The sequence below is a fragment of the Bradyrhizobium sp. USDA 4532 genome (assembly GCF_024171315.1).
Lineage (GTDB): Bacteria > Pseudomonadota > Alphaproteobacteria > Rhizobiales > Xanthobacteraceae > Bradyrhizobium > Bradyrhizobium australafricanum.
This window is the reverse complement of record NZ_JALJZN010000001.1, coordinates 68,196-80,582: the sequence shown is the minus strand read 5'-3', so window position 1 is coordinate 80,582 and position 12,387 is coordinate 68,196. Positions and strand designations below refer to the sequence as shown.

Here is a 12,387-nt window from a genome sequence, read left to right as displayed (position 1 = left end):
CCGAACTCAAGAGCAAACGTAAGCACCCCTCGAGGACCTCGTATCAGTCATCGTCGGACGCCGCATGCCGTAGGTTTGCTCAAGCTGACAGCGATAGCTCAGCACCAATCTCCTCGGCGCGAGCGAGCGGGTCGACGACGACTTCATGCACGGTCCCGATTTCGTGGGCACGCGGTCCCGTCACGGTCAACCTCAGAAGAATCATCTCGACCGCCTCGGCCTCACCAATGATCCCGGGCAAGCGTTTCGTGCCGCTCGCCGCAATGGCTTTGCATCCGGTACGATACGCGGATCGGCCGAGCAAATGCCGTCGACCTCTTTGATGATTTCGCAGCGCTCGGCTTTCAGTGCCGCCGCCATCGCAACGGCCGCGGTGTCGCCGCCGCCCCGACCGAGCATGGTGATTCCCTGATCGCCGGGTTAACACTCAGCGCGCTCTTTGCGTCGGCCCGCAATCTTAAGGGAATGTCGCTGCTTGCATGCTCGTGGTCGCATTCTGACCGGCGCGGTAGATGCGGCCCTGTCTGTTGGCCAGCATCTCCGCAAACGTCCGCCCACTGAGGTTTGCCTCACCCATGATTTCTCTTCGGGATCCGCCCCTTCCGCTAACCACCTTTCGGGCATTCCCACGGATGATAGGCTGAACGCCCGCATGTGCAGCCACACGGATTTCGGCACCGGTTCCGTCGACGGAAAATCGTTACAGCCGAATTAGCTCAGTGGCAGAAATTGGGGGAACGGCTGCGGGTCACCGCACGCGCCCCAGCCAATCCGGGTCTACCAGAACCGGCCCCTCGACACCAGCGCTCCGACGCATCGTGGCCAGCGCCTCGTCGCAACGATGCAAGAAGCCTGCAAGCGCCATGCTGCTCCCCAGCGGATGCGGAGCCGCGATGCGCTCAAGTGGCCATCCGGCACGCCGCAAGATACGCTCCAGCCTGGTGTCCGTGACGGTTACAATAGCCTCGGCATTCGCGATTTGCAGGTACTCGATCATCGCGGCGAACAGCATGAGGGTCGCACGATTGAGACCGTTCCGCGCAAGCTCGCCCGCCTGATTGGCGTCAATGCAATACCGAGAGCTCTCCAGCACCTTCTCGTTGCGCGGCGCCGGCCGACCACCGAGCAGACTTGGAAACGTGTCGGCGAGCATTGTCGGACCGGTGGTCGGAAGCAGGCGAACACTTCCCACAACGTTACGTTCTTCCGATATACACAGCAGATAGACGGGCTTGAATACATCGTAAATATCGAGCTCGAACTCGCCTGACACGGAGACATTCCAATCAAGGCGATCTTTGAACACACGCCGACGCAACCGGAACATCGCCTTCAGAAGATCGAGATGCTGGCCAAACCGGGAACAACTTAGCGCAATAACGTACATGGGTGACCTCCTGCTTGACGGGAGCGGTCACCAAATCAAAGCGTCGCAGCGGCTTCGCCTGTCGAATTTTGCGGGTCGAGGCCATGGAAATGACGTCGCGGCGAACCGGAGCATGGGTGCAACGGCCAGCAAACATGGGTCCTGACTGCGAACAGGTACATCAATAACCTCGGTCACCACCGAGCGGTGGTAGCCGGCGAGCTCGATCAGGGCAACAGGCCCCGGCGCAGCGCTTCCGCCACGCATTGCGCGATCGATGCTGCGTCAAGTTTGCGGCGCGCGTTTTCGAGATGGAAGACCACGGTGCGCGGCGCCGTCCCGACCAGCAACGCTATGTCGGCGACGGTCTTTCCCCGCGACGCCCATGCGAGACACTGCCGCTCGCGCAGCGTCAAAACCGTCTTGATGAGCGGTGCCTCGGCGCCAACAGTGAGCTTCGCCGTCACGTGGGTATCGAAATAGAGACCAACGAGCTGAATGACGTCCCGGACTTCCGCAATCAATTGCTCGCTTTGGGCAACCGATTCGCCGGTTGCGAGCGTAAATGCGGCCATTCGTCCGAAGCCGCCTCTGATCGGCACCGTGACGCCAGAGTTGATGCCAAACGTCATGGCTTCATCGAAGAACCGGCGCTGCTCCGGCGTACCCATTGCCTGCGGGCTCCCGCCTCCCCAATTAAAGACATCATGCTCGCGGCGCGCCCGCCGCACCACCGGATCCAGATCCTGATAACGAAGATCGAAATACCGCCCGGTCCAGGATTTCGGATAAGAGGAGATCAGCGTCGGTACATTGTCGGTCAAGCGCAGATAGGCGAACCATTCGAAACCCAGCCGCTCCGTGATCCGCCTCGCGACACGCTCGAAGTCGGCCGCGCCATTGGCCATCTGGATGGCGTCGACGAACTCCTGAAACCAATGCTCTATCCGCCTCATGGTTTGCGGCTCGTATGTGGCGCAGAGTTGAGCGCGCAGTGTGGACCCGTACCGACAAGCGCCGCGCGGCCGAGCGCCGTTCCTGCAGGATTGCGTGGGCACCGCCTGCAACCTGCAACGGCGCCGCGCGCGCCAACTTCGCGGGGCTCGATATGCGTCCAAAGCCATGGGACCAAGCGCGGAATACCGCAACCGGGAGAGTTGGACACCCGCTTCAGCCCAGTTGCATCATGCCCAGTAAAGACAGCAAACGGTTGCTTCATCCTACAATCACGGGAGCCTCATAGAAATTGACCGACGGGTAGATCGAGATCGATGGTCGCATTCGTGAAAATCGACCCTAGACCGCGGGCCTTCGTCGAAAGGAGCCGCATGAGGACAACTTTTTTCAAGGTCGCGCTGGAGAGTGCTTCCTCATCCCGGCTACCAATCAACACGACATCCGGAACGACGGGCCAGGCGCCCGCCCGTTCGTAGAACTGCGCCAATGGTGGATCGCATGTGAAGAGGCCGACAACCGCACCAATTGTTGATGGCTCTTTTCCTCGCAGCCTTCTCGTGCTCCGGGAGAGCATCCATGTGACTGGAGGGCGGCATGCGAGAAGGCCACAAGGTAGCGGCGAATTTGACTTTGAATATCCGGTTTCGTGCTTTCCGAGGCGTTGCACGAATAAGGACCCTCATCCAGGGATGATGACGCCATTCTACTGAATTCGGCGCCGAGATCGTTGCAGCATTGACGCGCGAGCTAACGCCTATGACATCCCGCTCCGCTCTTCCTGCTCGTTATCCACCCATCGGCGCCTGGCCTGCACTCATGCTCGCCGACATGGCCGCCGCCTATTTGGATCTCGCAAATACCCATGAACTCGCGCGAGCCGTAGGCCGCGGCGAGGCGCCGCCTCCAATCGGCTATCGTGGAATTGGGCGGGCGCGGCAACCGGTCTGGTCAAGGGCCGCGATTGATGATTTTGCCGCGCCCCGTAGAACTACCAATTTGGACAGATCAGAAGGCGAGGATTTGGCCTCCCTGGCAAGACGTTAAGGTTGCGCTGCAATGAAGCTTCCGCGCTATTGCAGGCTAAAGTCATTGAAGAATGGTCGACGCGGATATTTCTTCGAGCCACCAACGTGGGCTCGCAATGAAGGCTGCCCTGTCACAGCTGAAGCACTGGGAGAAGACTATGCAACCGCTCTCAACAGAACCAAGAATATTCTGCTGCCTGCCTTCGACAGCTGGCGTTCGGGCGGATTGACCGACATGGTCCCGGCGTCTCCCGTGCCTGGCACTTTTGATTGGCTTGTCGGCGTTTTCAAAGCCAACCACCGATGGCGTGAAATCGATTTCAAGACCCAACGCTTATACGACCAAGGCCTGGCGCTATTCGCCAACCACGAATTGAACGACGGTAGCCGTGCGGGCTCGAAACAGATTGCTGATTTTTCCAAAGCATTTGTCGATGCGGTTTATGCAAATCTGCTCGTCGTTCAATACAAGGACGCGGATGGAAACATCGTCAAGCGCGAGCGTCGGCGTTTCGCAAACGCTGCCATGACCGCCTGCAGGCGCGCCTGGTTCGTTGGTCAGCGCGCCCAGGAAACGAAAGTGCCAGCCATCAACCCATTCTCGCGGATGGGCTTGAAATCGCGTGCCCCTGGTCAGGCCCTGCGAGAGACGCCTACCGCAACCTGGGAAGAGCTTGTCGCCTTCAGGCAAGCCGCCAAGAGGCTGGGGTACCACTCGATCGCAACCGCTGCATTGCTGACCTGGGAGTGGCTGCAGCGCGAGGAACATATATTCGGAGTCTTCGAAATCGAGCACTATCGACCGAAAGAACGCCCCAACAGCGTGAGGATTATGCACCCCAAGAACGGCGAAGAAGCCTGGTGGCCTTTGGTCGATGAGAACAGTGTGCTGCTCTTCCCCGAGTTGATGGCGGAGCTTGATGCTCTCAAAGACTCAGTCGCTTCAGGACTGGCGTTTCGCCGCGATCATGCTCATCGCAGGTCGCCTACTCCTCTGCCGTGGATCACCGAGCGCAAGGATCTGCGCTACCTTCGGCATGTCGTTAAAAAGATAATCATAGCAGCGGGACTTCGGAACGAGCTCTCATTTACGTCCTTTCGCCACGGCGGCTTCACCGAAGGCGCAGACAGCGATCTTACGGACGCTGAACTGCGTGCCGCCGGCCGCCATCGCTCGAGACTACAACTACCCACCTACGCCAAACGCACGCGGAAGCAATTGATCGTGGCCGCCAAGAAGCGCCGCGAGGAGCGAGCCAGGACGACCCTCTTGTCAGAAGGCGTGCTCGCGCCTCATTCTTCAATCGTTTCGAGCAATCGACACGCTTGATTTTCATAATTCACGCCGGCGCGAGATACCGGGCGGAAGACCAGGATTAGGTTTCCACCTAACGCCCGGTCCATGTCGGCTTGCGCTTCTCGCCGAAGGCCTTGAGGCCTTCCTTGGCGTCCTCGGTCATCGCGAGCAGCGCGATCTGGCTTTCGGTGTAGGCGATGCTCTCGTCGAACGACATCGAGGCGATCGCCCGCATCGCGTATTTGCCGCGGCGGATCGCCGTCGGCGACTTGTCGGCGATGCGGCCGATCAGCCAATCGACCTTGGCATCGAGCTCGGCTGCCGGCACGACGTAGTTGAGAAGACCCGCAGCCTTGGCCGTCGCGGCATCGAACGGCTCGCCGGTCAACGCCCATTCGTTGACGAGGCGCGGCGGGGCGATCGATTGCAGCAGGCTCAGCACCTGCATCGGGAACACGCCGACCTTCACCTCAGGCAGACCGAAGATCACGCCATCGGCGGCGACCGCCATGTCGGTCATGCACAACAGTCCCATGCCGCCGGCCATGCAGACGCCGCCGACCCGCGCGATCGCGGGCTTGGTCGCATTCTGCGACAGCCGCAGCAGATCGGCGTAGTCGACATTGGGGCGCGAGAAATCCATCGAGAACGCCGCGCCGCTGTTCTGCAGATCGGCACCGGCGCAGAACGCCTTGTCGCCCGCGCCCGTCAGCACGATGACGCGGACGTCCTTGTCGTCATGCGCCTCGCGATAGCCCTTTGCGATGCCGGCGATCACACTGGCATTGAGCGCGTTGCGCTTGTCCGGGCGGTTGATGGTGATCCAGAACGCCTGCCCGCGCTTTTCGAGAAGAACGCTGTTGTCGGTCATGTTTCCTGCCTGTTTTCTTACCCGTGTGCCGGTGTCAGCCGACATTTGCGGCAGGATCGGCGCCGACTGCAAGCAGGATTTATGCGGCCACCGATACCTTCCGGATCCAGACCTTGTTGTCGTGGAACGCGGCCCCGCCGAGCGGTGCGACGGCCTCCGCCCCGGTCAGCATGTTGATGCCGCGCCCGCCGATATGGGACTTGTTCGGATGGATCGACTCGGCGATCAGCACGCCGCGGCGAACGCCGTCGAACAGTTTTGCGGTCAATGTGGTCTCGCCGCGCATGTTGCCGAGCGTCACCGCGTCGCCATCGGCGATCAAGAGCGTCGCCGCATCGTCGGGATGAATCATCACGGTCGGCGCGCCCTCGCGGGCTTGCGACGACGGCGTTTCGTTGAAGCTGGTGTTCAGGAAGCTGCGCGAGGGTGACGTCGCGAGCCGGAACGGATGCTGTGCGTCCGCCTCCTCGATGATGGTCCAGTGGTCGGGCAGCGAGGGCATCTTGTCCCACGCCCCCATCAGCCCGCCGGTGCCGACGGGCACCTTGCCCCAATCGACCTTGAAATGGAACTTCTTGTCGGCATGGGCAAAGCCGTCAAGATAATGCGAGGTGCGGAAATCAGGTTGCAGGTCGCGCCAAATGTCGGCCTCCAGGGCCTCGATCGTGCCGTGCCCGCTCTTCTTCAGCGTCGCATCGATCAGCTGGCGCGGCGTCATGTCGAAGCCGGGATGCACGGCGTTGAGCCGGCGGCCGAGCCCCTGCATCACCTCGTGATTGGAACGGCACTCGCCGGGCGGATCGATCAGCTTCGGGCCGACCGAGATGTGCTGATGACCGCCGCCGTAATAGAGGTCGTCGTGCTCCATGAACATCGTCGCCGGCAGCACGATATCGGCCATCTGCGCCGTCTCGGTCATGAACTGCTCGTGCACCGCGACGAACAGATCCTCGCGAGCAAAGCCCTGGCGCACCAGCGCCTGCTCGGGCGCGACCGTCATCGGATTGGTGTTCTGGATCAGCATTGCCTTGACCGGCCCGCCGCCCCGCAGTGCTTCGGCGTCGCCGGTCAGGATGCGGCCGATCTTGGACTGATCGAGCACCCGCGTCGAGGGATCGATCGCGTCGTGGCCTTCGATGATCGACTCGTCGAAGCGCCAGATTGCGGCGTTGTTGAAGAACGCGCCGCCGCCCTCATATTGCCAGGCCCCGGTGACCGCGGGGATGCACGAAGCGGCGTGCATCTGGGCGGCACCGTTGCGGCTGCGGGTGAAGCCGTAGCCAAGACGGAAGAACGAGCGCTTGGTCTGTCCGACCAGCCGCGCGAACGCCTCGATCTCCTCGACTGGCACGCCCGAGATCACTGAGGCCCATTCCGGCGTGCGGGTCTTCAGATGCGCTTCCAGCTCGTCGGGGCAATCGGTATAGCGCGCGAGATATTCGCGATCGGCAAATCCCTCGCGGAACAGCACGTGCATCACGGCGCAGGCAAACGCGCCATCGGTGCCCGGCCGCAGCAGGATCTTGATGTCGGCCTGCTTCATGGTCTCGTTGTTGTAGACGTCGACCGCCGCGATCTTCGCGCCGCGCTCCTTCCGCGCGCGCGATGCATGCGTCATTACGTTGACCTGGGTGTTCACCGGATTGGTGCCCCAGATCACGACGAGGTCCGAGACGCCCATCTCGCGGGGATCGACACCGGCGATCTTGCCGGTCCCGGCCGCAAAGCCGATACGCGCGATGGTTGCGCAGATCGTGCCGTAGAAGCGCGAATACTTCTTCACATGCGACAGCCGGTTGAGGCCGTCGCGCATCACGAGCCCCATAGTGCCGGCGTAGTAATAGGGCCAGACCGACTCGGCGCCGAATTCCCGCTCGGCCGCATCGAACCGCGCCGCGATCTCGTCCAGCGCCTCATCCCAGGAGATCCGCGCGAACTGGCCGGAGCCCTTCGGCCCGGTCCGGCGCAGCGGGACCATCAGCCGCTCAGCATGATGAATCCGCTCGGCATAACGCGCGACCTTGGCGCAGACCACGCCGGCCGTATAGGTCTGCTGTTTGGAGCCCCTGACGCGACCGATCGAGCGTCCCTCGATCACCTCGACGTCGAGCGCACATGCCGACGGGCAGTCGTGCGGACAGGTGGAATGGCGGATGTCGACCTTGGCATGCTGGTTCATGGCCAAATTGGTAACATCAAATATCCCCCGCGCCGAGGGGCATTATTGACCCAGCCGGCGCGAAATCTGCTCACGTGCCATGCGGTAGGCGCCCGGACGGGCAGCTATTGGCCTGAGCCGTCCCATCAGACGCGGAAGATGCGGGTGTAGTGCGATTTGATCGATTCCCCTTCCCGCTCCACCGCCACCGGATCGTCCTTCATCGTCTTGATGTCCTTTAGCGGCCTGCGTCCAGCCTTCTCTTTGGCCTGTGCATGGACGGATCTGAGGCCGCCGATCTCGACATTGAGCTGCTGGCCCTCACGCCCGAGCGCGAACGACTGGAACAGCCTGGCGGCATTCGGATGCGGACAGTCCTTGAAGATCCCGTTGGGGCCGACGATGATCGGTGACCCCTCAATGGCGTAGACCGGCTCGACCGGGCGGCCGGCCTCCTTCATCTGGAAGATGTTGTATTCGTTGCCGTCGGCCATCACAGCACGCTCACCGAGATCGAGCTTCTTGGGTGGATCCGTCGAGGATTGCACCTGCATGATGTTCTGCTTGGCGAGTTGCTCGAAAAAGCTCCAGCCGAGATCGCGCTGCATCTGATAGGTCGCGGTCATGATGGTGCCGCTATAGCCGGGATGCGCCTTCACGATTTTGCCCTTCCATTTCGGATCGAGCAGATTGGCAAAGCTCGTGGGCGCCTCCTCGGCCTTCACAAGATTGGTGTTGTAGGCAATGATCGACAACCAGACCCGGAAGCTTGCGAATTGCCCGTCCGCGTCGCGATGCTCCTCGGGGTAGTATTTCGCGACCTCCTCTGGAACATAGGGCGCGAGAATGCCGTCGCGCTTCCACACAATGAAATGCGCGGCGTCGGAGGAATTGACGACGTCGACGGCATGAATGTTGCTGGAATATTCCTGGCCGACCCGCTGGAACACGCGCTCCGCGCCGGTGCGTTCGACGCGCACGGTGATATCGGGATACTTCGCTTCAAATGCCCTTGCCAGCTTCTCGGCAACCGGCAGATCGGTCGACGTGTAGTAGACGACCTGCCCCTCTTTCTTCGCCTTTTCGATCAACGTCGGCGTCACCGGTTCCGCAGGCGGCGCGGCGGCCATCACGCGCGTTGAAAGGGCGGCCCCAGCCAGCACCGCGCCCGAGCCCTTCAGCATGTCGCGGCGCGATAGCCCAGGATGTTTCCTCATATGATTCCCCGCACGCGATGGCGAAGTTTGAGCACACCGTCCTCCCGCTCTTATTCCGATGCGCGAAAACGGAGTCTGTCGTCGACAGAAGCTTCAGGTTGCAGCTAGACTTCTGATCAAGAAACAAGACTAAAGTTGGGGGTTTCAGTCAATGGCGAGCCTGCGATACGCCTTGGTGTTTGTCGCGGGGCGTTGCTGATCGTGTCCATGTCAGGCTCATATGCCGACGCCGAAGACTATCCTGCGCGGCCGGTCAGGATCATCGTTCCCTTTGGTCCCGGCGGTTCGGCCGACGGCGTCGCGCGACAAATCGACGGCATCTTGCAGGAAAGCTTCGGCCAGCCCTTCGTGGTGGAAAACCGCACCGGCGCCGGCGGCGTGATCGGCACGCTCGAGATCGCAAAGGCAGAAACGCAGAAACTGGCCGTCGCGCGATATCTCCTCAGGCTAAATCGAAGTTGTTTGGGAGCTCTTCGCCCGCAACCTTGAGCATAGCTTTGGGAGACCGCCCTGGTATTTCAAGTTTCACCCATTGATCGCCCATCCTGGTGGAGATTTCGGTAATCAACAGAACCGTGGCGGGCATTAGCCCCCCGCCAAGCGAAGAACATTCAGATCCAAAGCGCCAAAATTTGGTGATCGCGTCAGTTAAGAGTTTCTTGTTTCTGACCGAGTCGCCTTTGCGAAGTTGAATAAATGGCTTCATCATCGAAATGATCCAACTGATCTAGTAACCGAACAACCTTCTAAACCCCGGCAGATTTATGCTTCAATCGTGGTGCGTATTGGATGTGAATGTGCTTCACTCCGCCTTCCACCGCGTGATGTAGAGCAGTATTGCCACCCTTGATCGGATTGCTATTCGTGTCGTTGTAGCTGTTTAAGAAAGCAATCACTTCGGAAATTTCAGTGTTGCTAAAAATGCTGCTCCTTATGTCAACAGCGGCCCAAACACCGTGCGCCGTCTTTCTGTGCTTGTTGGTCTTGTCGTTTTTGTAGATGCGGTCGTTCTCATCCTGCCCTCTTTCGATTTGCGTAATCACGATGTCCTTATCGTACCTGCTTTGCACCATGTCCTGCAGCCTGTGTAATATCCCGCACAGTTTTGGATTAAAGTGATGCAGTTTCGAATACTGCGGCCTGAGAGCCGCATCTTTAAATAAGATCGGCATGAGCGAAGTCTCAGTTAAAAGTAGAGAAAAAGGTAAGGCAAAATCGTAGATAGGTTTTGCGGACATGGTGAGCCATGTCAAGTCCGAAGGAAGACTTGCGACACGCGATGGTCTCATCGACCTCGCCGCTGACGAGGAGCCATGTTTGAATTGCTCCGCAGGAGAGGCAAAGGGGCTGTAACAATTATTGCCGGTAGACAGGGATGCGCATGCGCTATCCGATCATTGTCACAGCCGAGTTGCAGCCTGCGCAGACCAATGTCCGCAGTGTTTCCGATGCTATCCATCAGCTAAGAAGGCATGTTATTGAAATGTTTATGAACTATCGTGTGCGCTCATTTTTACTGACATGGTCATGGATGTATTGCGCCCAATCAAGGTGCACGCCGCAGTCAAGCGCGAGTTTAAAGAATTCGTCAGCCGCCTCGTAGAAATCGATCCTGAACTTGCTGGCGAGGTCGTCTGCAAAGTTTGCTACATCGCGGACGTTCCTCCGACTGACTGGCTGATTCTGGCTTACAAAAAATGAGAACCGGTCGATTACGGCGATCGGAAGATTGGCCCCATAGATGAAGTAGCGCAAATGCTCCAGAAAGCTTGGGTGGTAGAAGATATTCCGACCTACTATGCCATTGCGCTCAAACATGCCTTGTCTCGAATGTTTAGCTCCCTTCCGATGATAGGCCGGATCAATAAACCAACTAATGCGATGGTATGGTAACCCATCGCGCTTAATCAGCGAATCCATGAGTGCGCCAACGGGCTTGGCGTTAGTGAGCAAACTTTGGTCTTCGTGAGATGAAAGATCGAAATCAATTTGCTCTAATAGAGCACGCTCGTCCTGGGTGAGTTCGATTTTTCCAAGATAACCCGCCATCAGTCAGACTGCCGGGACCACCCAAGTTGTTAGGTTATTTGACAGCAATCGCGGCCTAGCTGGAGGCTGCTTGCGCAGCTTCGCCTCAGGCATCGGGTCACGCTGCCGGGACGCCGACAAATCCTTGAACTACGTCGGGTCGCGCAACTAAGCGCGACCCCACGTTCCGCAGTCAGAAGGTCCAACGGAAGCCGCCTAGAGCACCATATGACGAGAATCCTGAAATATCGGTCCCGTGCGCTTCTACGAAGCTCGAAAACGTCGGTGTCCAGAGCATATTCAATTTGCCGGAAGCTCTTCCGCCGACCTGCCCTGTAGCAAATAGCGACGCCGATGGGATAAAGGCGGTCCCGGCAGTATTCAGAACGGCGCCGATCCCACTTTGTGACACCATCGAAAACGCCTCAAGCTTAAGAGAGGGTTGGACTCGAACGCCATTCCAGGTTGTTTCGGTGCCGAAGCGCGCTCCGCCGTGGACTTCGGTGCTATCACCGGTCTGGGTATCGAAATTGGCCGTGAAGGTCTGTGAATATGTTACGCCAACCGTTGGTTCAATGTACCAGCCGTTCCCGAGGTCGAATTTGTATTGCACGTTCGGCGCATAGCTCAAGCCGGTACTATCACCGCCAACCGCGACGGCGACTCCAGGAACGGGAGCGATAAGCGGGCCCGAAGTCGAACTCCACGAGCCGCTCAACGTAAAGTCCGCAGAGAAGCCTCCGTTGATGTAAGCGATTGTACCCGCGCCGACGCCGGTGTTCGTATCAATGCCGGGCGCATTAGACCAAACACCAGTTCCCGTAAAAATAAAGGTGAGCGCGTCATAAGCCGAAAAGATGCCGATCTTCGTGATATCAGCAGCGCCGGTTACGCCAAACGAACTCACAGTGATCCCCGCTGCGCGACTCGAGTCGCCCGACCCAATAAGATTTAGGCCGTAGAGATAGGTCGGCGCAGGCGCGGCAATAACCGGCGGCGCCTTAGTGTAGACGGGCGCTTTCGCATAGGCGAGGGCTGCAAATGGATCGTTGGCCGCTGATAAACGTTCGTCGTTGTCGCCCGTAAACTGGAGCCTGCCCGGCGAAATTGGCGCAGCTAAACGCCTGCCTTGGACCTGATCTCGGACGTTTTCCAAGATATTCTGAACTGTATTCTGAACGATTCTGTCGGATATCTGATCCGCTTTCGCAGGCATCCCAGTGAGGGATGCGAATACCGATCCGAGCAGAATGCCGCACGCACCAAATTTCAAATTGCTAAATGCCATCGCAAGCCCCATGACGGCGGAAGCAACCGGCCCCCGAAATAACGATACAATGAAAGAATTGTATCGTGACGCGCAGATATGTCTGCTGGATTTCAGCCTGCAACTGCCGGTTTATTCCCACAGATGCAAATCCGCAACAGCCCCCTCCACCATTGCGGCATTTCGGCGCTGTGCCGCTCG

The 12,387-nt window shown here is 59.2% G+C and carries 10 protein-coding genes and 2 pseudogenes; 2 read left to right on the top strand and 10 right to left on the bottom strand.

All coding sequences use genetic code 11. From position 1 onward, the window contains the following. Nucleotides 1–261: 261 nt before the first annotated feature. The 4 genes and pseudogenes from J2R76_RS00355 to J2R76_RS00340 form a co-directional block, all read right to left on the bottom strand. Nucleotides 262–405: pseudogene (locus J2R76_RS00355) on the bottom strand (aspartate kinase); the annotation flags it as partial. Nucleotides 406–748: 343 nt separating this feature from the next. Further along, a complete protein-coding gene (locus tag J2R76_RS00350; protein ID WP_253623560.1) occupies nt 749–1,387 on the bottom strand; it encodes an acyl-homoserine-lactone synthase in 639 nt (212 codons plus the stop codon). Between the two features lie 206 nt (nt 1,388–1,593). Further along, entirely contained in the window at nt 1,594–2,322 is a 729-nt protein-coding gene (locus J2R76_RS00345) for an autoinducer binding domain-containing protein (protein ID WP_253623559.1), read from the bottom strand. A gap of 281 nt (nt 2,323–2,603) precedes the next feature. Next, nucleotides 2,604–2,810, bottom strand: a complete 207-nt coding sequence (locus J2R76_RS00340) for a hypothetical protein (RefSeq protein WP_253623558.1) — start codon at nt 2,808–2,810, stop codon at nt 2,604–2,606. Between the two features lie 569 nt (nt 2,811–3,379). Between J2R76_RS00340 and J2R76_RS00335 the strand changes: the two genes are divergently transcribed. After that, nucleotides 3,380–4,678, top strand: a complete 1,299-nt coding sequence (locus J2R76_RS00335; protein ID WP_141341731.1) for a hypothetical protein — start codon at nt 3,380–3,382, stop codon at nt 4,676–4,678. 58 nt (nt 4,679–4,736) lie between these two features. On the opposite strand, the gene J2R76_RS00330 is transcribed toward J2R76_RS00335, so the two are convergent. The 3 genes from J2R76_RS00330 to J2R76_RS00320 all read right to left on the bottom strand — a co-directional run bounded on the left by J2R76_RS00330 (nt 4,737) and on the right by J2R76_RS00320 (nt 8,891). Continuing rightward, a complete protein-coding gene (locus J2R76_RS00330) occupies nt 4,737–5,516 on the bottom strand; it encodes an enoyl-CoA hydratase/isomerase family protein (protein WP_253623557.1) in 780 nt (259 codons plus the stop codon). Between the two features lie 79 nt (nt 5,517–5,595). Beyond that, nucleotides 5,596–7,695, bottom strand: a complete 2,100-nt coding sequence (locus J2R76_RS00325) for a molybdopterin oxidoreductase family protein (protein WP_253623556.1) — start codon at nt 7,693–7,695, stop codon at nt 5,596–5,598. A 125-nt stretch (nt 7,696–7,820) separates the two neighbouring features. After that, nucleotides 7,821–8,891 (bottom strand): substrate-binding domain-containing protein, encoded by a 1,071-nt coding sequence (locus J2R76_RS00320; protein WP_253623555.1) that lies wholly within the window; start codon nt 8,889–8,891, stop codon nt 7,821–7,823. A 207-nt stretch (nt 8,892–9,098) separates the two neighbouring features. On the opposite strand from J2R76_RS00320, the pseudogene J2R76_RS00315 reads away from it, so the two are divergent. Then, nucleotides 9,099–9,299, top strand: a pseudogene (locus J2R76_RS00315) (tripartite tricarboxylate transporter substrate-binding protein); the annotation flags it as partial. A gap of 338 nt (nt 9,300–9,637) precedes the next feature. On the opposite strand, the gene J2R76_RS00310 reads toward J2R76_RS00315, so the two are convergent. The 3 genes from J2R76_RS00310 to J2R76_RS00300 form a co-directional block, all read right to left on the bottom strand. Then, nucleotides 9,638–10,180, bottom strand: coding sequence for a hypothetical protein (locus J2R76_RS00310; protein ID WP_253623554.1), 543 nt, complete (start codon nt 10,178–10,180; stop codon nt 9,638–9,640). Between the two features lie 205 nt (nt 10,181–10,385). After that, nucleotides 10,386–10,940, bottom strand: a complete 555-nt coding sequence (locus J2R76_RS00305; RefSeq protein ID WP_253623553.1) for a hypothetical protein — start codon at nt 10,938–10,940, stop codon at nt 10,386–10,388. A gap of 172 nt (nt 10,941–11,112) precedes the next feature. Then, a complete protein-coding gene (locus J2R76_RS00300; RefSeq protein ID WP_253623552.1) occupies nt 11,113–12,207 on the bottom strand; it encodes an autotransporter outer membrane beta-barrel domain-containing protein in 1,095 nt (364 codons plus the stop codon). Nucleotides 12,208–12,387 lie beyond the last annotated feature (180 nt).